Annotated in this window: 21 protein-coding genes and 2 pseudogenes; 12 read left to right on the forward strand and 11 right to left on the reverse strand. The window is 73.7% G+C overall.

Going from position 1 to position 25,886, the window contains the following annotated elements:
- Positions 1-156: 156 nt before the first annotated feature.
- Together ddaH and GHR20_RS05950 are read left to right on the forward strand one after the other, a co-directional pair.
- A complete protein-coding gene (gene ddaH, locus GHR20_RS05945; RefSeq protein WP_111584082.1) occupies positions 157-933 on the forward strand; it encodes a dimethylargininase in 777 nt (258 codons plus the stop codon).
- Between the two features lie 226 nt (positions 934-1,159).
- Positions 1,160-2,137 carry an acyl-ACP desaturase gene (locus GHR20_RS05950; protein ID WP_111584081.1) on the forward strand — a complete coding sequence of 326 codons (978 nt, stop codon included), beginning with the start codon at positions 1,160-1,162 and terminating at the stop codon, positions 2,135-2,137.
- A 45-nt stretch (positions 2,138-2,182) separates the two neighbouring features.
- Here GHR20_RS05950 and GHR20_RS05955 read toward each other — a convergent pair whose 3' ends face one another.
- On the reverse strand, positions 2,183-2,428 hold the full coding sequence (locus tag GHR20_RS05955) for a WhiB family transcriptional regulator (protein ID WP_153812487.1): 246 nt from the start codon (positions 2,426-2,428) through the stop codon (positions 2,183-2,185).
- 257 nt (positions 2,429-2,685) lie between these two features.
- Between GHR20_RS05955 and GHR20_RS05960 the strand changes: the two are divergent.
- A pseudogene (locus GHR20_RS05960) lies at positions 2,686-3,464 on the forward strand (VOC family protein).
- A gap of 203 nt (positions 3,465-3,667) precedes the next feature.
- Here GHR20_RS05960 and GHR20_RS05965 read toward each other — a convergent pair.
- Together GHR20_RS05965 and ligD are read right to left on the reverse strand one after the other, a co-directional pair.
- Entirely contained in the window at positions 3,668-4,843 is a 1,176-nt protein-coding gene (locus tag GHR20_RS05965) for a LacI family DNA-binding transcriptional regulator (RefSeq protein ID WP_243877950.1), read from the reverse strand.
- A 73-nt stretch (positions 4,844-4,916) separates the two neighbouring features.
- A complete protein-coding gene (gene ligD, locus GHR20_RS05970) occupies positions 4,917-5,936 on the reverse strand; it encodes a non-homologous end-joining DNA ligase (protein ID WP_194858820.1) in 1,020 nt (339 codons plus the stop codon).
- A gap of 97 nt (positions 5,937-6,033) precedes the next feature.
- On the opposite strand from ligD, the gene GHR20_RS05975 reads away from it, so the two are divergent.
- Complete coding sequence (locus GHR20_RS05975) at positions 6,034-7,104, forward strand: ATP-dependent DNA ligase (protein WP_148023346.1); 1,071 nt, start codon at positions 6,034-6,036, stop codon at positions 7,102-7,104.
- A gap of 42 nt (positions 7,105-7,146) precedes the next feature.
- Here GHR20_RS05975 and GHR20_RS05980 read toward each other — a convergent pair whose 3' ends face one another.
- Positions 7,147-8,337 carry a zinc-dependent alcohol dehydrogenase gene (locus GHR20_RS05980; protein WP_153812488.1) on the reverse strand — a complete coding sequence of 397 codons (1,191 nt, stop codon included), beginning with the start codon at positions 8,335-8,337 and terminating at the stop codon, positions 7,147-7,149.
- 175 nt (positions 8,338-8,512) lie between these two features.
- Between GHR20_RS05980 and GHR20_RS05985 the strand changes: the two genes are divergently transcribed.
- Positions 8,513-9,472 carry a DUF3048 domain-containing protein gene (locus tag GHR20_RS05985; RefSeq protein WP_243877951.1) on the forward strand — a complete coding sequence of 320 codons (960 nt, stop codon included), beginning with the start codon at positions 8,513-8,515 and terminating at the stop codon, positions 9,470-9,472.
- 22 nt (positions 9,473-9,494) lie between these two features.
- Here the strand turns inward: GHR20_RS05985 and GHR20_RS05990 are convergent, their stop codons facing one another.
- Complete coding sequence (locus tag GHR20_RS05990) at positions 9,495-12,173, reverse strand: AAA family ATPase (RefSeq protein WP_153812490.1); 2,679 nt, start codon at positions 12,171-12,173, stop codon at positions 9,495-9,497.
- A gap of 174 nt (positions 12,174-12,347) precedes the next feature.
- Between GHR20_RS05990 and GHR20_RS05995 the strand changes: the two genes are divergently transcribed.
- The 3 genes and pseudogenes from GHR20_RS05995 (at position 12,348) to GHR20_RS06005 (ending at position 16,318) form a co-directional block, all read left to right on the forward strand.
- A complete protein-coding gene (locus GHR20_RS05995; RefSeq protein WP_153812491.1) occupies positions 12,348-13,688 on the forward strand; it encodes an MFS transporter in 1,341 nt (446 codons plus the stop codon).
- Positions 13,679-14,895: pseudogene (locus GHR20_RS06000) on the forward strand (anhydro-N-acetylmuramic acid kinase). The gene GHR20_RS05995 and the pseudogene GHR20_RS06000 overlap by 10 nt, the downstream one beginning before the upstream one ends.
- Positions 14,896-14,989: 94 nt before the next feature.
- Positions 14,990-16,318: a DUF2510 domain-containing protein gene (locus tag GHR20_RS06005; protein WP_153812492.1), complete on the forward strand. Its 1,329-nt coding sequence runs from the start codon at positions 14,990-14,992 to the stop codon at positions 16,316-16,318.
- 145 nt (positions 16,319-16,463) lie between these two features.
- Here GHR20_RS06005 and GHR20_RS06010 read toward each other — a convergent pair whose 3' ends face one another.
- A complete protein-coding gene (locus tag GHR20_RS06010; protein ID WP_153812493.1) occupies positions 16,464-17,078 on the reverse strand; it encodes a TetR/AcrR family transcriptional regulator in 615 nt (204 codons plus the stop codon).
- A 211-nt stretch (positions 17,079-17,289) separates the two neighbouring features.
- On the opposite strand from GHR20_RS06010, the gene GHR20_RS06015 reads away from it, so the two are divergent.
- Both GHR20_RS06015 and GHR20_RS06020 read left to right on the forward strand, forming a co-directional pair.
- The gene (locus GHR20_RS06015) at positions 17,290-18,096 is read left to right on the forward strand and encodes a phosphatase PAP2 family protein (RefSeq protein ID WP_153812494.1); all 807 of its coding nucleotides are present in this window, start codon (positions 17,290-17,292) and stop codon (positions 18,094-18,096) included.
- The gene (locus GHR20_RS06020; RefSeq protein ID WP_153812495.1) at positions 18,093-19,055 is read left to right on the forward strand and encodes a hypothetical protein; all 963 of its coding nucleotides are present in this window, start codon (positions 18,093-18,095) and stop codon (positions 19,053-19,055) included. Before GHR20_RS06015 ends, GHR20_RS06020 begins: the two co-directional genes overlap by 4 nt.
- Before the next feature lie 124 nt (positions 19,056-19,179).
- Here the strand turns inward: GHR20_RS06020 and GHR20_RS06025 are convergent, their stop codons facing one another.
- From GHR20_RS06025 to GHR20_RS06035, 3 genes are all read right to left on the reverse strand, one after another.
- A complete protein-coding gene (locus tag GHR20_RS06025) occupies positions 19,180-20,019 on the reverse strand; it encodes a phospholipid scramblase-related protein (protein WP_153812496.1) in 840 nt (279 codons plus the stop codon).
- 66 nt (positions 20,020-20,085) lie between these two features.
- The gene (locus GHR20_RS06030) at positions 20,086-22,134 is read right to left on the reverse strand and encodes a phospholipase C, phosphocholine-specific (RefSeq protein ID WP_153812497.1); all 2,049 of its coding nucleotides are present in this window, start codon (positions 22,132-22,134) and stop codon (positions 20,086-20,088) included.
- A gap of 119 nt (positions 22,135-22,253) precedes the next feature.
- Positions 22,254-22,925: a hypothetical protein gene (locus GHR20_RS06035; protein WP_153812498.1), complete on the reverse strand. Its 672-nt coding sequence runs from the start codon at positions 22,923-22,925 to the stop codon at positions 22,254-22,256.
- A 261-nt stretch (positions 22,926-23,186) separates the two neighbouring features.
- Between GHR20_RS06035 and GHR20_RS06040 the strand changes: the two genes are divergently transcribed.
- The gene (locus tag GHR20_RS06040) at positions 23,187-23,843 is read left to right on the forward strand and encodes a helix-turn-helix transcriptional regulator (RefSeq protein WP_153812499.1); all 657 of its coding nucleotides are present in this window, start codon (positions 23,187-23,189) and stop codon (positions 23,841-23,843) included.
- A gap of 118 nt (positions 23,844-23,961) precedes the next feature.
- On the forward strand, positions 23,962-24,192 hold the full coding sequence (locus GHR20_RS06045; protein WP_111584065.1) for a hypothetical protein: 231 nt from the start codon (positions 23,962-23,964) through the stop codon (positions 24,190-24,192).
- A 65-nt stretch (positions 24,193-24,257) separates the two neighbouring features.
- Here the strand turns inward: GHR20_RS06045 and GHR20_RS06050 are convergent, their stop codons facing one another.
- Both GHR20_RS06050 and GHR20_RS06055 read right to left on the reverse strand, forming a co-directional pair.
- The gene (locus GHR20_RS06050; protein WP_194858821.1) at positions 24,258-24,941 is read right to left on the reverse strand and encodes a 4'-phosphopantetheinyl transferase superfamily protein; all 684 of its coding nucleotides are present in this window, start codon (positions 24,939-24,941) and stop codon (positions 24,258-24,260) included.
- Complete coding sequence (locus GHR20_RS06055; RefSeq protein ID WP_111584064.1) at positions 24,889-25,797, reverse strand: metallophosphoesterase; 909 nt, start codon at positions 25,795-25,797, stop codon at positions 24,889-24,891. The genes GHR20_RS06050 and GHR20_RS06055 overlap by 53 nt, the downstream gene beginning before the upstream one ends.
- Between the last annotated feature and the right edge of the window lie 89 nt (positions 25,798-25,886).

Consider the following 25,886-nt stretch of genomic DNA (forward strand, 5'->3'; position numbering starts at 1 on the left):
CGGCGGCGGGGCGTCCGGCGTAGGCACGGCGGAGCATCTCGGGAGGGGCACAGCCTGATGACGAGGGTTTTGTCCTGGCCACGTCGGACTGCATGATGGCGGACCGGCGTCGCACACGCGGCGCAGGCACTCCGTCCCCGACCGGAAAGGCCCGTCGTGCCCAGCAAGAAGGCCCTCGTACGCCGCCCGAGCCCCCGTCTCGCCGAGGGCCTGGTGACGCATGTCGAGCGGCAGAAGGTCGACGTCGGGCTCGCCACCGAACAGTGGGAGGCGTACGTCGAGGCGTTGCGGGCGCACGGCTGGGAGACGTTCGAGGTCGAACCGGCGGACGACTGTCCGGACTCGGTGTTCGTGGAGGACGCCGTCGTGGTGTTCCGCAATGTCGCGCTGATCACCCGGCCGGGCAGCGCCACCCGCCGCCCGGAGACCGCCGGGGTGGAGGAGGCGGTGGCCGGCCTCGGCTGCTCGGTGAACTGGATCTGGGACCCGGGCACCCTGGACGGCGGTGACGTCCTGAAGGTCGGCGACACGGTCTACGTCGGCCGCAGCGGGCGTACCGACGCGGCCGGTGTGCAGCAGCTGCGGGCCGCGTTCGAGCCGCTGGGCGCCCGGGTGGTGGCCGTACCGGTGAGCAAGGTGCTGCATCTGAAGTCGGCCGTGACCGCGCTGCCGGACGGTACCGTCATCGGGCACATCCCGAAGGTGGACCGGCCCTCGCTGTTCCCCGGTTTCCTCTCGGTGCCCGAGGAGTCCGGCGCGCACGCGCTGCTGCTCGGCGGGCACAAGCTGCTGATGGCGGCGAGCGCCCCGAAGACCGCCGAGCTGCTGACCGACCTCGGCTACGAGGTGGTCACGGTGGACATCGGCGAGTTCGAGAAGCTGGAGGGCTCGGTGACGTGCCTGTCCGTACGACTGCGGGAGCTGTACGCCTGACCAGGCGAGCCCCCGCCGGCGGCCCCGGGACCGACGCGCCCCGGGACTGTTCCGCAGGCCCGCGCGTCTCCGGCGCGCCCTCTGATCTGGGGCTCTCTTACGGCGACCTTAACCTACGGTTTCGTAACCTACGGATTCGTAGCTTACGATCACGTAGGTTTCCCGGCACCGCTCGCCGGTACCCCTGGTTCGTGCTCTCCCCCGTTCGGCGTCCCCTGGAGTTCCCGTGACGATCACCTCCCCCCATCTCGGCAGCCCGTCCGTCTGGACCGACGCCCGGCTGCTGTACGCACTGGAGGAAGTGGTGGAAGGGGAGTTGAACCGGCATCTGAAGGTCGCCAAGGACTGGATGCCGCACGAGTACGTGCCCTGGGGCGACGGGCGCAACTTCCCGGCCCTGTTCGAGGACGGGGAGGCGTGGACGAAGGAACAGTCCAAGGTGACCGAGATCGGTCGCACCGCCCTGGTCGTCAACCTGCTGACCGAGGACAACCTGCCCAGCTACCACCATGAGATCGCCAGCCTGTTCGGCCGCGACGGCGCCTGGGGCACCTGGGTGCACCGCTGGACGGCCGAGGAGGGCCGGCACGGCATCGTGATGCGGGACTACCTGCTCGCCTCGCGCGCGGTGGACCCGGACAAGCTGGAGCAGTTCCGTATGGCGCACATGAGCGAGGGCTTCGAGTCCGACAACCGGCACTCGATGCTGCACTCGGTCGCCTATGTCGCCTTCCAGGAGCTGGCCACCCGGATCTCGCACCGCAACGCGGGTCATCAGTCGGGTGACCCGGTGTGCGACCGGATGCTCGCCCGGATCGCGACCGACGAGAACCTGCACATGGTGTTCTACCGCAACCTGCTCAAGGCGGCGTTCGAGCTCGCGCCCGATCTGACGATGCAGGCGGTCCGGGACGTCGTGGTCGACTTCCGGATGCCCGGTCACGGCATTCCCGGTTTCGAGCGGGCCGCCGCGCAGATGGCGATCGGCGAGGTCTACAACCTGCGCATCCACCACGACGACGTGCTCCAGCCGGTGCTGCGCTTCCTGAAGGTCCTGGAGATCGACGGCCTCGGCCCCGAGGGGCGGCAGGCGCAGGAGGAACTCGGTCTGTTCATGGGCGGCCTGGACATGGAGGCCAGCCGGTTCGACGAGAAGCTGGCGGCGCGCAAGGCGCGGATGGCGGCGCGGGCCGCGGGTCGCTGAGCGAGGCGGTCACCGGCTGACCGGCTCCCGGTCACGGGCCGCCGGTCAGCCGGAGGTGCGGCGCAGCGCGAGGCGCTCCTTCTCGGACATCCCGCCCCAGACGCCGAAGCGCTCGTCGTGGGCGAGGGCGTACTCCAGGCAGGCCGGGCGCAGCTCGCACATCCCGCAGATGCGCTTCGCCTCGCGGACCGAGCTGCCCGGCTCGGGGAAGAAGAAGTCCGGCCCCGTCTGCGCGCACAGGGCCTGCGCCTGCCAGGTCGGGTCGGCCGGGGTGATGGTGTCGAGGTGCATGGCCAGGATCATGCCGATCGGCGAAAAACGTTCGATCAACGCGCGCTCAACGCCGTCGCCGGGGCCCCCGGCCGCATCGATGATGCTCCCCGGGGCCGGCCGGTTGCACGGCGGCGCGCGGAATTTCCGAAAACCCAGCGGACACGCCGGGTCACCGAAGGTGAGGGCGCGCCCAGGCGGTGCTCCGGCGGCGATGGTCGGTGGGCGGTGCCAGACTCGGCAGTGCACGGGACAGGACCCCTTCGAGGAGGGCGGCCATGCTCACCACCGATGTCGTCGACGGCGCGCCGAACTGGCTCGACATCAGCGCCCCGGACATCGACGGCGCGCGCTCCTTCTACGGCGCCCTGTTCGGGTGGCACTTCGAGTCGGCGGGCCCGGACGCCGGGGGGTACGGCTTCTTCCGGCTGGACGGGAAGACCGTCGCGGGTGGCATGGAGTACGGGCCCGGCCAGGGGCCGCCCGCCTGGACGCTGTACTTCAAGACCCCGGACGCGGCGGCGACCGCGCGGGCAGCCGAACAGGCCCATGGGCAGGTGCTGTTCGGGCCGGTCGACGTGATGGGCCAGGGACACATGGCGGTCCTCGGCGACCCGGCCGGGGTGAAGTTCGGGGTCTGGCAGCCCGGCCGGACCAGGGGCGTGGACGTGGCGAGCACACCGGGCGCGCTGTGCCGGGCCGAGCTGCACACCCCGGACATCGCCGCGGCGGCCGCCTTCTACCACCGGGTGCTCGGCCTGGAGACCTCCGGCGTGTCCTTCCCGGGCGGCGTGTACACGTGCGTGCATCCGGCGGGTGCCGGGGAGGATGCCATGTTCGGCGGGATGGTGCCGCTGGCCCGGCGGCGGACGAGCCGTACTGGCTGCCGTACTTCGAGGTCGAGGACACCGACGCGATCGCGGCCGAGGCGCGGCGGCTCGGCGGCTCGGTGAGCGCCCCGGCCGTGACGGTCGAGGGCGTGGGACGCATCGCCACGCTGGCCGATCCGTACGGGGCACGGTTCGCGGTGATCAGGAGCGAGCAGACGCGGGGGTGAGGCGGTGACCGGGGGGGCGGGCCGGGTGAGGGCCGGGCTCGCGGCGGACAGTTGGCGGGCGCGGGCGGCGGCGGGCGGCGGGCGGCGGACAGTCGGCGAGCGGGGGCAACGAGCAGCGGGCAGCGGGCAGCGGGCAGCGGGCAGCGGGCAGCGGGCAGCGGGCAGCGGCTGATGGTCGACGGTCTGCTTGGCGCACGCCTCGCTCAGGCGGATGCCCGGCGGATGAGAGTGGTCGGCAGTATCACGCCGGGTCCCGGTGTCCGGGCGGTCGAAGCGGTGTCACCCGGGACAGAGGCATCGCCCGAAGCGCAGGCGTCACCCGGAGTGGAGCCGTCGTCTGCGGCGGTGGCACTCTCCGGGCCCGAGTCCCCGAAGCCACCCCCTTCCCTGGCCGACGTCCCGCGCAGGGCGGCCGGCCCCCGCAGCAGCAGGCGGGCCATCAGGCGGCCCATCTGCTCGATGTCCTGACGCACCGTGGTCAGCGGCGGATCGGACTGCTCGGCCAGCGGCAGCATGTCGTCGAAGCCGACCACGGCCACGTCCTCGGGCACCCGCAGCCCCCGCTCCCGCAGCACGCGCAGCGCGCCCAGCGCGGTGAGGTCGTTCGCGGCGAACACGGCGTCCACGTCGGGGCGGCGGTCGAGGAGTTCCCGCATGGCCCGCTCCCCGCCGGCCGGGGTGAAGTCGCTCTCCACGACCAGCGCGGGATCGCCGCCCCCGTCGGCCGTCTCCGCCATGACGTCCCGGTAGCCGTCGAGCCGGTCCACGGCCGAGGTCTGGTCCAGGGCGCCGGTGATGTGCGCGATCCGGGTCCGGCCGAGCCCGGCCAGATGGCGTACGGCAGTGCGCGCGCCGCCCCGGTTGTCGGTGTCCACGTACACCGGTGTGCCGGTGCGGTCCCGCCAGCCCGGGCGGCCGCCGAACACGGTGGGCACCCCGGCGTCATGGATGAGTCCGGGCAACGGGTCGTCCAGGTGCAGGGAGAAGACCAGCGCGCCGTCGACATGGCCCCCGGCGAGATACCGGGCCACCCGGGTGTGGTCGTCCCGGCCCTCGGTGAGCAGCAGCACCAACTGGTTGTCGTGGGCGGTCAGTTCCTTGCTGATGCCGCGCAACTGGAGGGCGAAGAAGGGGTCGGTGAAGACCCGGGCCTCGGGTTCCGCGATGACGACGGCCACGGCGTCGTGCCGCTTGGTGACGAGGCTGCGCGCCGCCTGGTTGGGGACGTAGCCGAGTTCGGCCACGGCCCGCCGTACCCGCTCGGCCAGCGATTCCCGCACGCCGTATCCGCCGTTGACCACCCGGGACACGGTGGCTCTGGAGACCCCGGCGCGTGTCGCCACGGCCTCCAGGGTGGGACGCGACACTGCCTCGGGCACCACGGGACTCCTCATCGGCCGGTTACCGCCCAGGATAACGAGGGTCCGGTGCCCGGCGGGGCGCCCCCGGCGGTCAGGGCGCGGGGTCCTTGCGGGCCCGGCTCGGCTGGACGCGTTTCGGTTCGCCGGGCATCTTCGGGTACTCCGGCGGGTACGGCAGATCGCCGAGCCCGTGGTCGTGCTCGTCGCGGCGGGCCAGCTCCAGCAGGGCGTCCAGGGAGTGCGGACGGTCGTCCATGCCGGCGTGGACGTCGCCGAGTTCGGCAAACCGGGCCGGCATGGTGGCCAGGTCGAAATCGCGGGGACGGGCGGAGTCGACCTCGCTCCAGCGCAGCGGCGCGGACACGGTGGCCTCCGGGCGGGGCCGTACCGAGTAGGCGGAGGCGATGGTGCGGTCGCGGGCCGTCTGGTTGTAGTCGACGAAGATACGGGCGCCGCGCTCCTCCTTCCACCATTTGATGGTGACCTGTTCGGGCATCCGGCGTTCCAGCTCCCGGCCGACGGCGATGGCGGCGCGCCGTACCTGGGTGAAGGTCCAGCGGGGCTCGATGGGCACGAAGACGTGCAGTCCCCGGCCGCCGGAGGTCTTCGGCCAGCCGCGCAGTCCGCCGAACTCGTCGAGGACGGCGCGCAGTTCATGGGCGGCGCGGACCGCGTCCGTGTAGTCGGTGCCCGGCTGCGGGTCGAGGTCGATGCGGAGTTCGTCGGGGTGGTCGACATCGCCCGCGCGCACCGGCCAGGGATGGAAGGTGAGGGTGCCGTACTGGGCGGCCCACACCACGGCGGCCTGCTCGGTCGGGCACATCTCGTCGGCGCTGCGGCCGCTGGGGAAGGTGATGTGCGCGGTCGGAATCCAGCCGGGCATGCCCTTGGGGGCGCGTTTCTGGAAGAACCACTCCCCCTCGATGCCGTCCGGGTAGCGCTCCAGGGTGGTGGGGCGGTCGCGCAGGGCGCGCAGGATGCCGGGGCCGACCGCGATGTAGTAGCGGGCGAGGTCCAGCTTGGTGAAGCCACGCTCCGGGAAGAACACCTTGTCCGGGCTGGACAGCCGTACGGTCCGCCCGGCCACCTCCAGTTCCAGCGCTTCGGCCATGCGGCCACCGTAGGCGCCCCCCGCGCGGCGCGCACACCGGGCGCGTACGGGCGCGCACGCCGGGCGCCCTCGGACCCGCGCGAGCAGAATCGGAGCCATGGAGCTGCCCGTGATGCCGCCCGTGAAGCCGATGCTCGCCAAGGCGGTGGCGAGGATCCCGCCGGGCATGCACTACGAGGCGAAGTGGGACGGCTTCCGTGCGATCGTGTTCCGCGACGGCGCCGAGATCGAGCTGGGCAGCCGCACCGGCAAGCCGCTGACCAGGTACTTCCCCGAGCTGGTGGAGGCGCTGCGGGAGCGGGTGCCGGGGCGGTGCGTGCTCGACGGGGAGATCGTGATCGCGCGGGACGGGCATCTGGACTTCGACGCGCTGACCGAGCGGATCCATCCGGCGGCCTCCCGGGTGCGGACGCTCGCGGAGCGGACCCCGGCGTCCTTCGTCGCCTTCGATCTGCTGGCGCTGGACGACCACTCCCTGCTGGACGTGCCGCTCACCGACCGCCGGGCGCTGCTGGACCGCGCCCTCGCCGGGGCCACCCCGCCGGTGCATCTGGCGCCCGCGACGACGGATCTCGCGGTGGCGGAGCGGTGGTTCGAGCGGTACGAGGGCGCCGGGCTCGACGGGATCGTGGCCAAGCCGCTCGACCTGCGCTACCGGCAGGACGAACGGGCCATGTTCAAGATCAAGCACGAGCGCACGGCCGATGTCGTCGTGGCCGGGTACCGGCTGCACAAGAGCGGCCCGGTGGTGGGCTCGCTGCTGCTGGGCCTGTACGACGGGCAGGGCAGGCTCCAGCACGTGGGCGTGTCGGCCGCGTTCCCGATGAAGCGGCGCGCCGAGCTGGTCGAGGAGCTGGCGCCGCTGCGGATGGCCGACGTCGCCGGGCACCCCTGGGCGGCCTGGGCCGAGGAGGCCGCGCACGAGAGCGACCGGCTGCCCGGCGCGCCGAGCCGCTGGTCGGGCAAGAAGGACCTGTCCTGGGTGCCGCTGCGGCCCGAACGGGTGGCCGAAGTGGCCTACGACCACATGGAGAACGGGCAGCGCTTCCGGCACACCGCCCGTTTCCGCCGCTGGCGCCCCGACCGGACGCCCGGGAGCTGCACGTACACCCAGCTGGAGGAGCCGGTGCGGTACGACCTCGCGGAGATCCTCGGGGAGAAGGACTGAGCCCCGCGCCGCCGGGAAACACCTGCCGCCACGGCCCCGTCGTCACGGCTTCATGAGGATCTTGATCGCGCCGTCCTCCTTGCGCTGGAACATCTCGTAGGCGTGCGGCGCCTCGGCCAGCGGCACCCGGTGCGTGGCGAAGTCCTCGACGCCGAGCGGGTCGTCGTCGATGAGGTACGGCATGATCCGGTCGCTCCAGCGACGGACGTTCGCCTGCCCCATCCGCAGCTGGGTCTGCTTGTCGAACAGGGTGAGCAGCGGGATCGGGTCGGCCATGCCGCCGTAGACGCCGCTGAGCGAGATGGTGCCGCCCCGTCGTACCAGGTCGATCGCCATGTACAGGGCGCCGAGCCGGTCGATGGCGAAGCGCTCCGCGAGGGGGGCCGCGATCTTGCGCGGCATGAGGGCGGCGGCCTGCTGGGCGAGCCGCGCTGCCGCGCTGCCGTGGGCCTCGGTGCCGACGGCGTCGATGACCGCGTCCGGGCCCCGGCCGCCGGTCTCGTCGCGGATCGCGTGGATCAGCGCCTTCTCGTCGTCGTAGGTCCTCAGGTCGTAGGTCGTGACGCCGCGCCGGTGCGCCCGCGCGAGCCGCTCGGGCACCAGGTCGATGCCGAAGACCTGTTCGGCGCCGCGTGCCAGGGCGATCCGGCAGGACATGTCGCCGATCGGGCCGAGGCCGAGGACCGCGACGCTGCCGCCGGGCGGCACCGCCGCGTACTCGACGGCCTGCCAGGCGGTGGGCAGCACGTCGGAGAGATAGACGAAGCGGTCGTCCGGCGGGCCCTCGGGCACCTTCATCGGCCCGAACTGCGCCTGCGGCACCCGCAGATACTCGGCCTGGGCGCCCGGTACGGCGCCGTACAGACGGGTGTAGCCGAACAGGGCGGCGCCCATGCCCTCGCCGGTGACCTGGGTGGTCTCGCACTGGGTGGTGAGCCCGGAGCCGCACATGAAGCAGTGCCCGCAGGAGATCTGGAAGGGCACCACGACCCGGTCTCCGGGCTCCAGGTTCGTCACCTGCGAGCCGACCTCCTCCACGATTCCCATGGGCTCGTGGCCGAGGATGTCGCCCGGGGTCATGAACGGGGTGAGCACTTCGTACAGATGCAGGTCCGAGCCGCACAGCCCGCTGGAGGTGATGCGGATGACGGCGTCGGTGGGCTCCTCGATCCTCGGGTCGGGCACGTCCTCCACCCGCACGTCCCGCCTGCCCTGCCAGGTGACTGCCTTCATGAGGTCGCGCTCCCTCGGTCGCGTACATCCGTTTTGCGGTGGCGGCCGGGTACCCGTGCGTCCGGGCGCCGAATCACCCGGTGGGCGTGGCGCGGGGGCGGACGGGGGCGCGGGGGGTATGACGCGGGTACGCGCGGTCGGACGACCGGCGACGGACGACGGACGGGTGGCGCGGGTGGGCGGCAGACGTGGTGCGCGCAGAGCGGCGGTGGCGGCGGTCGTGCTGGTCGCCGCCCTGGCGTCGGGGTGTGCCGGGCACGGCGGGGACCGGCACGACCGGGTACCGGTCCCGACACCGCCTCCGGCTTCCACGGCCGCCGGCGGCTCCCCGCTCGCGGTGAAGATCGACAATGTGCCGGCGGCCCGCCCCCAGACCGGCCTCGACGCGGCCGACGTGGTGTACGCGGAGCAGGTCGAGGGCGGTCTGAGCCGGCTGATGGCGGTGTACGCGCACCGGCTGCCGGGCGCCGTCGGGCCGGTACGCAGTGCCCGCGAGTCCGATCTGGAGCTGCTCGGCCAGTTCGACCGGCCGTATCTGGCCTTCTCCGGAGCGCAGCGCAAGCTGCTGCCGCTGATCGCGCGGGCGCCGGTGCGGTCCGAGTCGCCCGACCGGGCGGCCGGTGCCTACTACCGGGACAGCGCGCGGGCGGCGCCGCACAACCTCTATCTGCGCCCCGCGCGCCTGCTGCGCTCCGCCCCGGGCGCGGGCGCGCTGACCACGGGCTTCCGCTACGGCCCCGCCCCCTTGGGTGGCACCCCGGTGGCCTCGCGCACCGTGCGCTATCCGGCGGCCCGCTTCACCTTCACCTGGTCCGCGGCCCGGCACGGCTGGCTGATCGCGATGGACGGCACCCCCACGGCCGGCACGGACGGCCCCCGCCCGGCGCCGCCGACGGTCGTCGTCCAGTACGTCGGCATCCGCGACTCGCGGTACCACGACGCCCTCGGCAACCCCACTCCGTACACCGAGACGGTCGGCTCCGGGCGGGCGGAGGTGCTGCGCGACGGGCGCTCCTTCGCCGCCACCTGGTCGAGGCCCGCGGCGAACGGCGGTACGACGTTCACCGCGGCGGACGGCGGCCCGCTGGACTTCGCCGCCGGTCAGGTGTGGGTGGTGTTCGCGCGGGCGGCCTGAACCGCCCTACGGCGCGGGCGGGTTACCGTACTCCCGCCTCGTCCAGCGCCGTCTTCGCCTGTGCGACCAGGCCGTCCGCCCCGCAGGCACGGGCCAGGTCGAGGCCCCGGTGCAGTTCGGCGGCGGAGCGGGCGAGGACGCCGTACTCGATGCGGGCGGCCGCGTGTTCGTACTGGGAGGGCGATGCCTCCAGATAGGTGACGGCGCGGCGCGCGAGCTGGAGTGCGCGGGGGCCGGTCTCCAGCGCGGCGGCGCAGCGCAGGGCCTCGCCGATGGCGGTGTCCGTGCCGAAGCGCTCGGCCTGCCGGCGGGCGTCGGCGGCGAGCCGCTTGCTGCGGGCCGGGTCCTGGTCTGCGAGGGCCCGGGCGAGGTCGACCGACCAGGGTGCGAGGACCGGGTTGTGGCCGCCCCGGGCGACGGCGGTCTTCTCGGCGGCTTCCAGCTCGTTGACACCGTCCTCGGTGCGGCCGACGGCGAGCAGCAGCCGGCCGCGTACCGAGCGGACGTCGGGCAGCACGATGGTGGACGGGTAGGGCGGGGCGAAGCCGTACTGCTCGGCGACCGACCAGGCTTCCCGGACGCGGCCGCGGGCGAGCAGGGTGTCGACCAGGCCGCAGGTGGCCGACCAGTGCAGCGGCAGGCGTCGGCCCACCCGTTCGGCGAGGACGAGGGCCTCGCGCAGATGGGTCTCCGCGTCCCGCAGGCGGCCCTGCCTGCGGTAGGCCAGACCCAGGTAGGCGTTGGCCAGGGAGAGGTGGCCGCCGTGCCAACCCGCGCCGGTGTACACGCGCAGGGCCTGCGCGAACAGGCTCTCGGCGCGGTCGAGCCGGTCGGTGTAGACGTAGGCGCTGCCGAGCATCATCAGCAGCTCGATGCCCCACTCGCGGTCGGTCCAGCCGAGGCCGGGCGCGAGCCGCTCGTTGACGAGGGCCCGGTCGCACAGTTCGACGATCTCGGCGGCGCTCTCGCCGTGCGTCATGGCGTCGAAGCCGCGCAGGATCAGCAGCGCGCGTTCGGTGTTGTCGCGGCCGGCGCAGGTGGCGGCGAGTTCGGCGAGGCTGCGGGAGCGGGCCGGGGCGGCGCTCTCGCCGTGGATGCCCTCCCACATGTACTGGAACGCCTGCAACCGCATCCGCACGGGCCCCGGTTCGTGCCGGGCCGCCTCGGCCTCGATGGTGCGGACGGCCTCCTCCAGCTGGTCGTTGTGGAGCAGGGCCTGGGAGAGGCGGACCACGGCGTCGACGCGGTCGCTGCCGTCGAGGCCGCGCATGGCGAGGGCGCTGCGCAGATGGCCGATGGTGACGGCGGGCGCGGTCAGCAGGGTGGCGCAGCCCAGTTCGTACAGGACATGGGCGTGGATGTCGGGGCGGGGCGGCTCCTCCAGGGCGCGTTCCAGACAGACGCGGGCCGCGTCGGGCGCGCCGACGGCGAGGTGTTCGCGGGCGGCCTCGCGCAACCGCTCGACCAGTCTCTCGTCGGCCTCCGGATGGACTTCGAGGAGGTGCCGGGCCGCTTCGGCGGCGCCCCGGCCCAGCTCGGTGACGATCTCGGCGGCCACGCCGTGCATCGCGGTGCACACGCCCGGCGGGATGGAGTTGTAGACGGCGGAGGCGATGAGCGGGTGCACGAACTCCAGGTCGCCGCCGCGGTGTTCGGTGACGCTGGGGTCGGGCGTGGTGAGGATGCGGGCGGTGCGCAGCAGTCCGGCGCAGTGCCGGGCGGTGTCCTCGTCCAGGGCGGCGAGGCGGGCGGCCGACTCCAGGGTGATGCCGGTGCCGAGGACGGCGGCGGCCCAGGCGAACCGGGTGGCCTGGAGGCCGAGTTCCTTGATCCGCTCGACGAGTCCGCCGCCGCGGGCCGCGCGGTTGAGGGCGCGCAGTTCCCCGGCGCGGGCCTCCACCGGCGACAGTTCGCTCTCCTGCACCTTGGCGAGGAGTTCCACGGCGTCGTACGGATTGCCCGCGGTGACGGCCCACACCTCGCGGCAGAACGCGTCGTCGGCGTGGCGTCCGAGGGTGGCGCGGGTGAGTCCGGCCGCCGCGCCGGGGGTGAGCTCGCGCAGGTTGTTGACGGGACGGCCCGCGGCCTCGGCGCCCGCCTCCAGGAGGCGGGCGCTCTCCCCGCTGACGTCGCCCGGCCTGCGGGCGACCACGACCAGGACGGGCAGGTCGTCCAGGCGTTCGGCGAAGGCGGCGAGCCAGCGCAGGGTCTCCTGGTCGGCCCAGTGCGCGTCGTCGATCAGCAGCACGAGCGGCCATTCGCGGCGGGCGAGCCGGCGGACGGCGGCCACCAGGCCGTCGCAGACGTACTGCGGGTCGGCGCTCTCCTCCTGCGGTTCGGCTATGCCGAGGGCGGGACCGGCGATGTCGTACCAGTCGCCGAGGTACTCGCGGGCCTCCTCGGGCAGCAGCGACAGCAGCGCGGGCTGGAGCAGCTGCCGTACGACGTTGAAGGGCACGGACCGCAGCGTCTCGGCGCCGCGGGTGTACCACACGGCGCAGCCCCGGCGTTCGGCCATCCGGCGGGCCTCGGTCAGCAGCGCGGTCTTGCCGAGGCCCGCCTCGCCGCGGAAGACCAGCAGGCCGCCCGTGGAGGACTCGTCGGCGCGCAGCTCCTCGATGGCCCGCGCGACGGTGTCGATCTCCGCGTCCCGCTCCCACAGGGGAGCCGAAGCGGCCGCCGCCGGCCGTCCCTCCGTCATCCCGATCCCTCCCCAAGGTCGCCCGAATGACGTACAGACCCCGAGCGTAGCCGTCCGGTGGGATATGTGGTGGCCGGTCGGGGCAGCTCTTGCACAGCCGGGTGAAAGTTCGGGCGGCCGGGCGACGCGGGCCCGCCCCGATCAGCGGTGTCGTCGGCGGACGGAGCGTCAGCAGTGACCTGGACGGGACGAGTTCCGTACGAGCGGACGGCGGGCCGGGGCCCCGGGGTGCGGGCGGTGGCGGCGGGGTCGGTCGGGAACTTCGTGGAGTGGTACGAGTTCGCGGTCTACGGCTTTCTCGCGACCGTGCTCGCCGCGCGCTTCTTCACCCCGGCGGGCGGCGGCCCCGTGGAGGGGCTGGTGCGGACGTACGCCTCCTTCGCGCTCGCGTTCTTCTTCCGGCCGCTCGGGGCGGTGCTGTTCGGCAGGCTGGGCGACCGGTACGGACGGCGGCCGGTGCTGATCGGGGTGGTGGCGCTGATGTCGGGCGCCACGGCGCTGATCGGGGCGCTGCCGACGTACGGCGCGGTGGGTGCCCTCGCGCCCTGGCTGCTCACGCTGCTCCGGATCGTCCAAGGGCTGGCGGCGGGCGGGGAGTTCGGCGGCGCGGTGGCGGTGCTGACGGAGTTCGCCCCGCCGGGGCGGCGCGGGCTGTACGGGGCGTGGCAGTCCTTCACGGTGGCGCTGGGACTGCTGGGCGGCGCGGGGGTCACGGCGGTGACGGCGGCGGTGCTGGGCGCGGAGCGGCTGGCCGCGTGGGGGTGGCGGCTGCCGTTCCTGCTGGCCGTGCCGCTGGGCCTGCTGGCGCTGTGGCTGCGCACCGGCCTCGCGGAGACCCCGGAGTTTCTTGAGCGGTCCAAGTCTCCCGAGATGAGACTGGGTTGGGGCGCGCTCGTGCTCGCGGCGGCGCGGGTGACGGGCTGGGCGGCGGCCGGTTACACCTTCCTGGTGGTGCTCCCGTCGTACCTCCAGACCGCGCTGCACACGGGCTACGCGCAGGCGCTGCTGGCCGCGGCGGTGGCCAACGCGGGGTTCGCCGCGGCGATCCTGCCGGCCGGGGTGCTCAGCGACCGGGTGGGGCGGCGGCCGGTGCTGCTCGCGGGCGCGGTGCTGGTGGTGGCGGCCGCGCTGCCGGTGCTCGATCTGCTCCAGGATCCCGGCGCCTCGGCCCTGGCGAAGGCCCTCGCCCTGGCCGGTGCCGGCGCGCTGGTGGGTCTGATGGCGGGCCCCGGCCCGGCCCTGCTCGCCGAGATGTTCCCCTCCCGCGTCCGCTGGACCGGCCTCGGCCTCGCCTACGCCCTGTCCAACGCGGTCTTCTCCGGCTGCGCGGGCCTGATCATCACGGAGGCGGTGCGGCGGACCGGGAACCCGGACATACCCGGGTACTACGCGGCGGCCGCGTGCGCCGTGAGCGCGGCGGCCCTGCTGAAGCGGGCTCCGCAGGAAGGGAGTTGGCGGGGTCGGCCATCGGAAGAGGCCCCACAGGAGACGAGTTGGAGGAAGCGGTGCGAGTGATCGGGCTGATGTCCGGGACGTCGTACGACGCCGTGGACGCGGCGGCCGGTGATCTGCGGCTGGACGGCGACACGCTGGCGCTGCGGCCGCTCGGGATGGTCAGCGCGCCGTACGAGGAGCCGTTGCGCGCGGCGCTCGCGAAGGCGATGCCGCCCGCGGAGTGCGGGTTCGAGGCGGTGTGCCGTCTCGACACCGGGATCGGGCGGGCGTTCGCGGCGGCGGCGGTGCGGGCGGACCGCGAACTGTGCTCGGGACGTGCCGAGTTGGTGGCCTCGCACGGGCAGACGGTCTACCACTGGGTGGCGGACGGGCGGGTGCACGGCACCTTGCAGCTCGGGCAGCCCGCGTGGATCGCGGAGGCGACCGGGCTGCCGGTGGTCGCCGACTTCCGGGCCCGGGACGTCGCGGCGGGCGGCCAGGGCGCGCCCCTGGTCAGCCTGTTCGACCTGCTGTGGCTGCGCGGGCGCACGGGCCGCCCGGTGGCGCTGAACATCGGCGGCATCGCCAATCTGACCGCACCGGACGGCACCGCCTTCGACACCGGGCCGGGCTGCGCGCTGCTGGACGCGGCGGTCCGGGAGTTCAGCGGCGGGCGGCTGGCCTACGACGCGGACGGCGCCCTCGCCGCGCGCGGCCGCCCCGACCCGCGCCTGCTGGACCGGCTGCTGGCGGAGCCGTACTACGCCCTGCCGGCGCCGCGCACCACCGGCAAGGAGCTGTTCCACGCCGGGTATCTGCGGGCCGCCGGGGCCTTCGACGGGGCCGCCCCGGCGGACGTACTGGCCACGCTCGCCCTGCTGACCGCGCGGACGGTCGCGGATGCGGTGCGGTCCGTCGGCGCGACCGAGGTGATCGCGTCCGGCGGGGGCGTGCGCAATCCGGTGCTGGTGCGCCTGCTCCGGGAGCTGCTCGGGGGATTCCGCTGCGTTCCTCGGACGAGCTCGGGCTGCCCGCCGCCGCGAAGGAGGCGTACGCGTTCGCCGTCCTCGGTTTCCTCACCGCGCACGGCCTCGCGGGCACCGATCCGCGCAGCACGGGGGCGCGGCGGCCGAGCGTGCTGGGGTCGGTGACACCGGGGCGGGACGGGTTCCGGATGCCGGCGCCCGCGAGGTGCGCGCCGGTGCGGCTGGTGGTGGAGGGCGGGCAAGGGGGCCGGACGGGGACCGCCGGAGAAATCGGGAGGTGGGCAGAGGAGAACGGGAGGTGAGCCGGAAAAATCGGGAGGTGATATGTCCCGGGTCGGCGGGATTGGCGGCAGATCCTCTCATCGCACTTTCACGGATGCCTCATACGGTGGGGCCATGACGCAGGTGACTCCTCCCGGGTGGTACCCCGACCCCGGGCAGACGCATGACGGCCCGCCCACCGAGCGCTGGTGGGACGGCAAGGCATGGACGGACCGGGTCCGCCCCGCCGGGGCGGCCGCGACGTGGGGTCCCCCGGCGCAGGAGCCTGGGGCGGATCGGCCGGACGCGGGTCGCGCGGAGGCGGGTCAGCCGGAGGGGGGCCGGGCGTCGGACGACGGCCGGACACCGGAGAACGGCAAGGCGACGGAGGCCGACACCGGAGCGCAGGCCGGCGCGGGAGGCCATGCGGGTCCCGTGCCCCCCGTCGGCCAGAGCCCCGCCGCCGGTCCCGCGGCGGGGACCACTCCCCTGCCGCCCGTCGGCCAGGCACCGCCCACCGGCCAGGTGCCCCCCGGCTACGGCACCCACCCCGGCCAGCAGCCCCCCGTCGGGCAGCCCGGCTACCCGGCGTACCACGGCTACCCCTCCTATCCCGCGCCGCCCCCGCCGCCCGCCCGGAGCGGGCTGCGGACCGGCATAGCGGTCGCGGCGGCGGTCGCGGTGCTGGCCTGCATCGGGATCGGCGTGTACGCGCTCGGCAAGGACGACGGCGGGAACGACGACCGCGCCGGGGCGCGGCACGGCGTGAGCGGCGGGCCGAACGGCGGCGGGTTCGGCGGCCCGGGCGGCTCCGGCGGTGCCGGTGGTTCCGACGGCTCCGGCGGCGCTTCCGGCGGGCAGGGCGGTCCGGGCGGCTCCGGCGGCCCGGGCGGTCAGTCGCCCTCTCCCGACCGCTCGCCCGCGCCCAAGATCAAGGGCGGCGGGACCGTGCCGGACTCGATCGACGGCGTCAGCCTGCCCGTGCCGAAGGGCTGGACCGGGCAGGCGATCAGCGTCGGCGCGCAGGTCACCTCGGACCACTCCTACAAGTGCCCGGGCAACAGCTCCCAGACCTGCACCGCGGGCGGCGCCTACACCGCGCCCGCCGTGGCGCTGGGCACCGCGGGCGACACCGCGGAGCAGGTCGCGAAGGCGGACATCGCGGCGAACGCGAAGGAGTCGTACGGCGGCAGCACCTACGGCAGCGTCACCTCGCACCAGCAGCTGGCCGCGCAGGCGGTGACGGTGGCCGGGCAGAAGGGCTACCTGGTGCGCTGGAAGGCGGTCACCAGCAAGGGCGCCGACGGCCTGGTCGAGTCCGTCGCCTTCCCCTCCCCGAACGACGCCCGGCAGATGGTGGTCGTGCGCTTCGGCATCGACGTCGGGCAGGACACGTCGGTCATCGACGAGATCCTGAAGGGGATCAAGGTCTCCGCCGGCGGCGGGAGCGGCCAGAACGTCTGACCGGGGCGGGAAGAGTCCGGCCGGGTGGGGTTCCCCTCCGCTCAAGGGGAACCCCACCCGGCCGGGGGGTGCGCGCCGCCCCCGTCCCCACGGTGCGGCGCGGGCAGACCGCCGTTCAGTCATCCCGTGAACGGCGGCCTGGGTCTCAGGTCAGTGCGAGCGCGGGCAGCACGATGGCCTCCACGAACCGCAGCAGGTAGTCGGCGTCGGCGTACTGGCCGCTGAGCACGGGCCGGACGCGCAGCACGCCGAACATCATGGCGGGGATGAACTCCAGCGCCGGATGGTCCGCGGCGATCTCGCCGCGCGCCACGCCCCGGTCGAGGATCTCCCGGAGCGCGGCGATCTCCGGGTGCACCAGTGCCTCGCGCAGCGCCTGGGCCAGCTCCGCGTCCTGGGTCATCGCGGACCCGAGTGCCTGGAGCAGCTTGGTGTCCTTGCCCGACCAGTCGCCCGCGGCCCGCGCGGCCTGGCGCAGGTCCTCGGCGAGCGAACCGGTGTCGATACCGGCGAAGCGCACCCGCCCCCGGGCCCGCAGCGCGGCGGCCACGAACTGGGGTTTGTTCTTCCACTGCCGGTAGAGCGTGGACTTGCTGCACCGGGTGCTGGAGGCGACACCCTCCATGGTCACGGACTCGTAGCCGCCCTCGCGGATCTGTTCCAGCACGGCGTCGAAGAACTCCCGCTCACGCTCCGGCGTGATCTTGGAGCGGCGCGAGGCGACGACCGTCTCCGGTCCCTCCGCGGCCTGCGACGTCATGTGGTGTTTCCCCTCGCTCATGGGCTCGGGCGCCCCCGGGCCCGGTTTCCAGTGTGTCGCACTTCAATCGATACACCAGTGTACCGGTACTCCATCGTATCGGTACACTTCCGTATCGGTACACCAACGTATCGGTACGGAGACGTATCCAGGCGTTGCCGCACCGCACCGAAGCACCGCCACACACGATCGTCAGCGAAGGGGCCGGGGGATGACTGCGCTCACCGAGCCTGCCGAGGCAGAAACGGACCCGGACGCCGCCGCGCGTCCGGGACTCATACGCGAGTTCCTGCTCGTCGCGGGGCTCTTCCTCGTCTACAAGCTCGGCCGCCAGCTGGCCACCGGCCACACCCTGCGCGCCTTCCACAACGCCCGTCACGTGTGGCACCTCGAACGGTCGCTGCGCCTGCCGCGCGAGACCGCCGTCCAGTCGGCACTGCTGCACAGCGACACCCTCGTTCACGTGGCCAACACCTACTACGCCACGGTGCACTTCCCGGCCACGCTCGCCTTCCTGGTCTGGCTCTACCTCCGGCGCCCCGCGCACTACGTCTGGGCCCGCCGGGTGCTCGCCGCGGTCACCGCGGCCGCCCTGGTGCTGCCCTTCACCTTCCCGCTGGCCCCGCCGCGGATGCTGGCCGGGACCGGCCTGGTGGACACCGCCCGGATCTACGGCCCCTCCGTGTACGGGCCGCCGGCCCACGACCATCTCTCCAACCAGTTCGCCGCGATGCCCTCGCTGCACTTCGGCTGGGCCCTGATGGTGGCGATCGGCCTGATCACCGCCACCCGCTCCCGAGGGCGCTGGCTCTGGCTGCTGCATCCGCTGCTCACCCTGCTGGTGATCGTGGGCACCGCGAACCACTACTGGCTCGACGCGCTCGCCGCGACCGCCATGCTCGGCGCCGCCCTCGCGCTGCTCCGGCCCCCGCACCGCGCCACCGCCACGACGGCGGGCCGCGGCAACGGCCGGATCGTCCCGCGCCAGCGGGGTGTCCTGGCGGGAGCGGCCCGGTGAGCGCCGCCGAGCTGGTCGCCGTCGCGCTGTCCCTGGTCTCGGCCGTGGCCTACGCGCTCGCCGCCGTCGCCCAGGAGCGCCTGGCCGCCCGCAACGCCGGTGCGGGGCTGCTGCGGCTGCTCGGGACCGGCGCCTGGTGGTCGACGGTCGGCCTGAACGCGGCGGCCGCGCTGCTGCACGTCGCGGCCCTCAAGTACGGTCCGCTGACCGTCGTACAGCCGCTCGGCGCGCTGACCCTGGTGGCGGCCGTGCCGCTGGGCGCGCGGGCGGCCGGGCGGCGGGTGCGCGCGGTGGAGTGGCGCGGTACGGCGCTCACCCTGCTCGGTCTCGGCGCGGTGCTGGTCACCGCGTCGGGCCCCGCGCCGTCCCGGGCGCTCGGTCTGCCGGCGGCCGTCGCGGTGGCCGGTACGACGGCCGCGCTGATCGGCGCCCTGTCCTGGCCCGGGGCCCGGCCGGGGCTGCGGCACGCGACCGCGTCCGGATTCGCCTCGGGGGTCGCCTCCGCGCTCACCCAGACGGTGACCGTGGCCGCCACCGACCGTTCGGGCCCGGTGCTGAGCACCGAGGTGATCGTGGTGGCGGTGCTGGTCGCGGCGTTCGCCGTCGGCGGGCTGCTGCTGTCGCAGACCGCCTATCGCGGCGGTCTCGGCGCCCCGCTGGCGGTCGTCACGCTGGCCAACCCGGTGGCCGCCGCGCTGATCGGGCTCACCCTGCTCGGGCAGGGCCTCACCGGCGGCGCGGGCGGGGTGCTGCTGGCGCTCGCCGGGGCGGCGCTCGCCGCCCGGGGTGTGGTGCTGCTCACCCGGGTCACCGAGGAGGCGGCGGACGAGGAGGAGCCGCACGATCATCCGGTGGCCGCGGTGCTCGCCCTGCGACCGGGGACGGCGGCGGCCGAACCGGCCCTGCGGCCCCGGCTGCCGGAGCAGCCCGAACAGCCGGGGCATCTCACGGCGCTGTGACCGCGGTGCCCGCCAGACGTCGGCGGCCGGTGCCCGCGTTCCCGCGTGCGCCGACCGCCGTTGCCGTGCTCGGTGTTCCGTTGTGTCTGGTGCCGTGTGCCGCGTGCCCCCGTACGGGAGGCGGTCAGTTCCAGCCCCGCGAGTCCTGCTTGAGCGCGGTGTCGACGGTCAGGGCCGTCGCGACCACCAGGCTCAGCAGCGGCTCGGGCAGCTGGTAATGGATCTGGAGGACGTAGTTGTCCGCCGAGGTGAACAGCGTCTTGGCGAGGCCCTCCCAGGTCTTGGTGATCCGGGCCACCTCGCTGTCCGCGTGGTCGACGATCGCGAAGTTCCACGCCCGCCAGTTCTCCGCCTTGATCGCGCCGACCTGCTGGCCGTTCACGTTCATCGCGAAGTTGATCTTGCCGATCATGTTCTGCTGGACGATCTCACCGACCGGCGAGCCGTCCGGGCGGGACACGATCACCCGGGACTTGAAGATCTTCGCGGGCCGGGTCAGCAGCAGCTGCGGCTGGCCGTAGGCGTCGCGGATCTCCAGCTTGTGGGTGAGGAACTGGTCCCAGCTGGAGACGAAGCGCAGGATCTTGCGCAGCACGCCCTGCCCGACCTCGGTGACCGAGCCGAGCTCGCGGCCGTGCTGGTCCATGACCTTGTACTCGTTGGTCAGCTCGATCAGCTTGGCCTTCTGGTTCACCACCAGCACCGGCTCGGTGAACAGGGTGCCGCCGCCGGGGCCGCCGGCCACGACGCCCGCCTGCTGCTGCACCTGGCGCTGCACCCGGGCGTCGGGGGCCTGCTGCTGCGGGAACTGCTGCTGCGGCGCGGCCTGCTGGGGCTGCTGGGCCTGCGGGGCCTGGCTGTTCGTGTGCTCGGTCCACTGGCTGCCGTCCCAGTAGCGGAGCGTCTGCGGCGCACCGTGCGGGTCCGGGTACCAGCCCGCCGGGGTGTTTGATTGCGTGGTCACCGGGGCACACTACCTTGCTCTGACCCGTACCTGACCAGCCCGGCGGGCGCGGTGTTCATCGCCCGTTCACTCCGTCGCGAGCGCCGGGTCGCTGACGCCGGGTCGCCCGTTCTCCACGTGCCCGGCGAAGCCGCGCAGGAAGGCCGGGTCGTCCGCCGAGGTGACCGTCAGGTCGTACCAGAGGCGGCTGTTCGTCAGGTCCACGGTGTGCCGGACGGTCGCGCCGGGGCGCACGGACACGGTGGCCGGGGCGCCGCCGTAGCCGCTGGCTATCTTCAGCCGGGCCGTGCCGGAGCCCGTGTTGGTGAGGGTGAGTTCGACGTGGTCGCCGGTGTGCCGGGCCCTCGCCTCGGGGCCCGCCGTCTTGTTGCGGCCCTTGAAGGCGCGCAGGAAGCCGTTGGGGCCGTGCACGGCGAGGTCGTAGGAGCCGCCGGAGTAGGCCGAGTTCCAGGTGTCGGACAGGGACTTGCCGGCCTCGGTGGTGTAGGTCCAGGGGCCGTCGGCGCGGTTGCCGGAGGTGACGAGGAAGACGGCGCCCGCGTTCGCTCCGGAGGCGAAGGTGAGGGTGAAGGTGCCGGCCGAGGTGTTGGCCGAACCGTCCACGGCGGGCGCGTACTTCAGCGGGCGGGTGGGCCGGCTGCCGGGCTCCTGCCGGGGCAGCGAGGGGTTCGCGGGGGGCTTGGGCACGTAGTCGGGGTGCCGGTCGTGGTCCGGCGGCAGGTAGCCGGCCGTCGAGGGCAGGGAGACGGGCGCGGCGTCCTTGCGGGAGAAGTCGAAGGCGCTGGTGAGGTCGCCGCACACGGCCCGCCGCCAGGGCGAGATGTTGGGCTCGCGCACCCCGAAGCGCTGCTCGATGAAGCGGATGATCGAGGTGTGGTCGAAGGTCTCGGAGCAGACGTAGCCGCCCTTGCTCCAGGGGGAGACGACCAGCATCGGCACCCGCTGGCCGAGACCGTACGGTCCTGCCGCGTATCCGGCGCCGCCCGGGTACAGGTCGGCCGAGGGGTCGACCGTGGACTTGCCCTGGGCCCCGGAGGCGGCCGGGAACGGCGGCAGGACATGGTCGAAGAAGCCGTCGTTCTCGTCGTACGTCAGGAACAGGGCCGTCTTCGCCCACACCTCGGGGTTGGAGGTGAGCGCGTCCAGGACCTGGGAGACGTACCAGGCGCCGTAGTTGGCGGGCCAGTTGGGGTGCTCGGTGAACGCCTCGGGGGCGGCGATCCAGGAGACCTGCGGGAGCGTCCCGGCCTTGACGTCGGCCTTCAGCCGGTCGAAGAAGCCCTCGCCGGCCTTCGCGTTCGTGCCGGTGCGGGCCTTGTCGTACAGCGGGTCGCCGGGCTTCGCGTCGCGGTACTGGTTGAAGTAGAGCAGCGAGTTGTCGCCGTAGTTGCCACGGTAGGCGTCGCCGATCCAGCCCCAGCCGCCGTTCGCGTCCAGGCCGTCGCCGATGTCCTGGTAGATCTTCCAGGAGACGCCCGCCTGCTCCAGGCGCTCGGGGTACGTCGTCCAGCCGTAACCCTTCTCGTCGTTGCCGAGGACCGGGCCGCCGCCTTTGCCGTCGTTGCCGACGTAACCCGACCACATGTAGTAGCGGTTGGGGTCGGTGGAGCCGATGAACGAGCAGTGGTAGGCGTCGCAGATGGTGAAGGCGTCCGCGAGGGCGTAGTGGAAGGGGATGTCCCGGCGGTTCAGGTACGCCATCGTGGTGGCGGACTTGGCGGGTACCCACTTGTCGTACTTGCCGCCGTTGAACGCGGTGTGCCCGTCGTTCCAGCCGTGCGGCAGGTCCTGGATGAAGGCGAGACCGAGGTCGTCGGCGTCCGGGTGGAAGGGCAGGATGTCCCGGGTGCCGTCCGACTGCTGCCAGACGGAGCGGCCGTTCTGGCTGACCGCGCGCGGGTCGCCGAAGCCCCGGACGCCCCGCAGCGAGCCGAAGTAGTGATCGAAGGAACGGTTCTCCTGCATCAGGACGACGATGTGCTCGACGTCCTCGACCGATCCGGTGCGATGGTTCGCGGGCAGGGCGGCGGCGCGCTGGATGCTGCTCGACAGCGCCGTGAACGCCGTCGTGGCGCCCGCGATCTGGAGGAAGCGCCGGCGGTTGACTTCGGTCATGGGGGGTGGGTCCTCTCGTCCTGACGTCCGTGCTGTGCCGCGCCGAGTGTTCCAAGCGCGGCGAACGTCAGGGAAGGGTGAGGTGACACCGATGTGAAAAGTGCGACTCGTGAACGGCGTCAGCCCTCCGGCGGCGGGACGACCGTCAGATGCGCCGGCGTGGCGCGCTGCCTGCGCGGGCGGCGGACCGGCGCGGCGGGCCCCCGGGAGTCGCGCGGGACCAGCGTCAGGCGCCGGCAGCCCAGTTCGCGCAGGGTCCGGGGCGTCTCGTCCACGATGCGGCACTCGGTGGGGCCCTGGCGCGGATCGGGCGGCAGCAGCAGCCGTACGGCCCCGTCGAGCCGGGTGCCGCGCTCGCCGACGGCCCGGATCCAGTGCGGCAGGCCCTGCCGGTAGGCGGCGTCCATGAGCGGGTCCTGCATGATGTCCCGGCGGATGGCCTGGAGTTCCGGATCGTGGCCGCAGGCGTCCATGGCGCCCTTGAACTGGGCCAGCATCGGCAGGCACCAGCCCGCCTCGTGGTCGCCGAGGACGAGCCCGGCGTCCGGGTGGAAGAGCACGAACCGCAGGAAGTTGTCCCCGGGCATGGCCGTGGGATGCGGACGCGCCCCGCCGAAGAGCGTGGCGTAGGCGTCATTGGCCAGCACCACGTCCCAGCGGTGGTCCACCACCAGGGACGGGAAGGGCACGGCGTCCAGCAGCACGCCGTAGTCCTGTAGGTACGACTGGGTCTCGGAGGTCTCGGGGACGGGCCGCGGCGCCGGCCACTGCCCTCCTGCCTGATGTGCCATCGGGAGGTCACCCCTCTTGCCTCTGCGGCCTTCACGCGGCGATGCGATCCTGCTTCCCCGCGAGAGGTGATGTCAACTATCGTGGCATTCCACGCCGGTTCACGGCTGAAATTCGCCACAGTTGTGGCGACACCTGGATGTGGGTTCACGGCACGGGCTAATCTCCGGGAAGTTCACGGCGACCGCCGGTCCCGGTACCGGGCATGCGGGATGCACGGACGCACCTGTTGCCCTTGCTTGAGAGACGTAGGAGTTCTGTCGGTGACGGATGGCTACGAGGATCCGGGCGCCGCGGCGACCGCCCAGCTGCCGGCCGTCGTCGCCCGCGTCACCGCGCTCGCCGAGCGCCTCGGGGTGACCCAGGCCGAGGTCTTCGACGTCGCGCGGCTCTCGGTCGCCTGCGGGGTGCCCGAGCCGGTGGTCAAGGCGCTGCTCAGCGGGCGTCCGGCGGGCGAACCCGATGTCCAGGCGCGGTTCCTCCAGCGCCTCGGGCTGCTGCGGCGCACCCGGCTGAAGCCGAACAGCCGCAAGTACACCCAGCAGGAGATCGCCGACGGCGCGGGCATGTCCCGGCAGCAGGCCGGTGCCCTGATCAACGGCGACCGGCGGCCCACCATGGAGCACTGCGACGCGTTGCAGCGCTTCTTCCGGGTGCACGCCGGGTTTCTGACGGCGGAGGACCCGGAGGCGCTCGCGGGCGCGCTCCAGCGCACCGAGCAGGAGCTGCTGCAGAAGCTGGCCGACCGGGAGCGGGCCGCGGCCGGGCCCGCCGAGGATCCGCTGGAGCGGCTGCTCCAGGACCACGGGGTGCGCGGAATCGCCTGGCGGGCCGCGCAGTTGCCGACCGACCAGCACCGGGACAAGGTCGCGGAATGGCTGGACATGCTCCTGGAGAGCGTGAAGCGGCCGGAGGGCTGACGGCGCCCGGGACACCGGCCGGGGTGCGGTTTCGCCCGATTGTCAGTGGTGGGCGGCAAGCTGGTGTGCGTGCGCCGCAGCGCGCGTGACCGTGACGCCTACCGGGGAGAGCCGACCGATGCCCACCGCCGTACTGACCGACCATGAGCGCACCGCCGTCCGGGCCTACTTGCGGCTGCTGCACACGGTGCGCGCCGCCTTCGACGGTCCACCGGACGGGGCACCGCCCGCCCTGGTGCCACCGTCCGTGCTGGCCGAGGCGGAGACGGCCCTCGCCCGGGCGGGCCTCGCGGGCAACGAGGAGGAGTTCTTCCGGATGCTGGGCGAGTGGTGCCCGGCGGCCGGCTGAGCGGACCGCGGCGACGGGGGCCGCCGAGGGGGTGCCCGGGGCGCCCGTGCCCGTGCCGGTCCCCGTCAGGCGGTGTGCGGGATGACGACCGCGGTGGTCACCAGGGCGTCCCGGGCGGCCCAGCGGCCGTCGAAGACCTGGAGCCGGCGGCCGCCCACGAGCGGGCCGGGGACCAGGAGTTCGGCGTGCAGGGTGCCATGCGGGGCGCCGTCGGGTGACGGGCGCAGGGTGATGTCGGCCTCGGAGAAGTCCAGCCATGTGCGGGTGAGCGGGAACCACGCCTTGTACACCGACTCCTTGGCGCTGAACAGGATGCGGTCCCAGTGCACGGCGGGCCGCTGCTCGGCGAGCCGCTCCAGGCGGGCCGTCTCGGCGGGCAGGAAGACGGAGGCGCCGACGCCGTCGGGCAGCGGTCCGTGCGGTTCGGCGTCGATGCCCAGCGAGACGAGGTCGGTGGCGCGGACCAGCGCGGCGGCGCAGTAGCCGTCGCAGTGGGTCATGCTGCCGACGATGCCCGCCGGCCACTGCGGGGCGCCCCGCTCGCCGCTGACCACGGGCCTGGGCGGGATGCCGAGCTTCTCCATGGCGCGCCGGGCGCAGCCGCGCACGGCGGCGAACTCGCGGCGCCGCTTGGCCACGGCGCGGGCCACGAGCACCTCCTCCTCCGGGTGGAGGGGGCTGTCCCACAGCGGGTCGTCACGGAGTGCCTCCACGGCCACGACCGACTCCGGGAGCAGTTCCTCGATCACCGGCTTCCACCTCCTCCCTCGGCAGGATGCGGCGCGCCGTGCCCGGCGCCTGCGCACGCTTGCGCCACTCGCGGGGGTAGCCCACCGAGACCTCGGTGAAGCGGACCCCGTCGTGCCAGGTGGTGCGGGGGATGTGCAGATGGCCGTAGACCATGGTGGCGACGCGGAACCGGCGGTGCCAGTCGGCGGTCAGCTCGGTGCCGCACCACATGGCGAACTCGGGGTGCCACAGCACCTCGGTGGGGTGCCGGTGCAGCGGGTAGTGGTTGGCCAGCACGGTCGGCAGGTCCGGGGGCAGCGCCGCGAGCCGCTCCTCGGTCCGTGCCACCCGGTCGCGGCACCATGCCTCGCGGCTCGGGTACGGGTCGGGGTGCAGCAGGTACTCGTCGTTGCAGACGATCCCGGTGCTCTCCGCGTAGGCGAGGCCCTCGGCCTTGGTGGTGCAGCCGGCCGGCAGGAAGCTGTAGTCGTAGCCGAGGAACAGCGGGGCGACGGCGACCGGGCCGCCGGGGCCCTGCCACACCGGGTAGGGGTCCTCGGGGGTGAGGACGCCGAGTTCGCGGCAGACCTGGACCAGGTGCTCGTAGCGGGCGACGCCGCGCAGCTGTACGGGGTCCTTCGGGTGGGTCCACAGGTCGTGGTTGCCCGGGGTCCACAGGACCTTGCGGAAGCGGGCCGCGAGGGTGGCGAGGGTCCAGCGGATGTCCTCCACCGTCTCCGCGATGTCGCCCGCGACGATCAGCCAGTCCTCGTCGCCCGCCGGGTGCAGCCGCTCCACGAGCGCCCGGTTCTCCGGGTAGGAGATGTGCAGATCGCTGATGGCCAGCAACTGGCCGGGACCGGCCGTCGGCTCCACCCCGTGTCCCCCTTCTGATCAGCGGTTCGTCTGGTCCACAAGAACATAATTGCGTGCGGCGTTCAAGAGCCTCTTGAGCCGGTCCACTT

It is taken from the genome of Streptomyces sp. SUK 48 (genome assembly GCF_009650765.1).
In the GTDB taxonomy this organism is placed as follows: domain Bacteria; phylum Actinomycetota; class Actinomycetes; order Streptomycetales; family Streptomycetaceae; genus Streptomyces.

What these genes read in the sequence shown, in the direction of transcription:
- GHR20_RS05955 (WP_153812487.1), bottom strand. Translation starts at nt 2,428, where the DNA reads ATGCACCTCGACACCATCACCCCGGCCGACCCGACCTGGCAGGCGCAG.
- ligD (WP_194858820.1), bottom strand. Translation starts at nt 5,936, where the DNA reads ATGGCCGAAGCGCTGGAACTGGAGGTGGCCGGGCGGACCGTACGGCTG.
- GHR20_RS05975 (WP_148023346.1), top strand. Translation starts at nt 6,034, where the DNA reads ATGGAGCTGCCCGTGATGCCGCCCGTGAAGCCGATGCTCGCCAAGGCG.
- GHR20_RS05980 (WP_153812488.1), bottom strand. Translation starts at nt 8,337, where the DNA reads ATGAAGGCAGTCACCTGGCAGGGCAGGCGGGACGTGCGGGTGGAGGAC.
- GHR20_RS05990 (WP_153812490.1), bottom strand. Translation starts at nt 12,173, where the DNA reads ATGACGGAGGGACGGCCGGCGGCGGCCGCTTCGGCTCCCCTGTGGGAG.
- GHR20_RS06005 (WP_153812492.1), top strand. Translation starts at nt 14,990, where the DNA reads ATGACGCAGGTGACTCCTCCCGGGTGGTACCCCGACCCCGGGCAGACG.
- GHR20_RS06010 (WP_153812493.1), bottom strand. Translation starts at nt 17,078, where the DNA reads ATGACGTCGCAGGCCGCGGAGGGACCGGAGACGGTCGTCGCCTCGCGC.
- GHR20_RS06015 (WP_153812494.1), top strand. Translation starts at nt 17,290, where the DNA reads ATGACTGCGCTCACCGAGCCTGCCGAGGCAGAAACGGACCCGGACGCC.
- GHR20_RS06030 (WP_153812497.1), bottom strand. Translation starts at nt 22,134, where the DNA reads ATGACCGAAGTCAACCGCCGGCGCTTCCTCCAGATCGCGGGCGCCACG.
- GHR20_RS06035 (WP_153812498.1), bottom strand. Translation starts at nt 22,925, where the DNA reads ATGGCACATCAGGCAGGAGGGCAGTGGCCGGCGCCGCGGCCCGTCCCC.
- GHR20_RS06045 (WP_111584065.1), top strand. Translation starts at nt 23,962, where the DNA reads ATGCCCACCGCCGTACTGACCGACCATGAGCGCACCGCCGTCCGGGCC.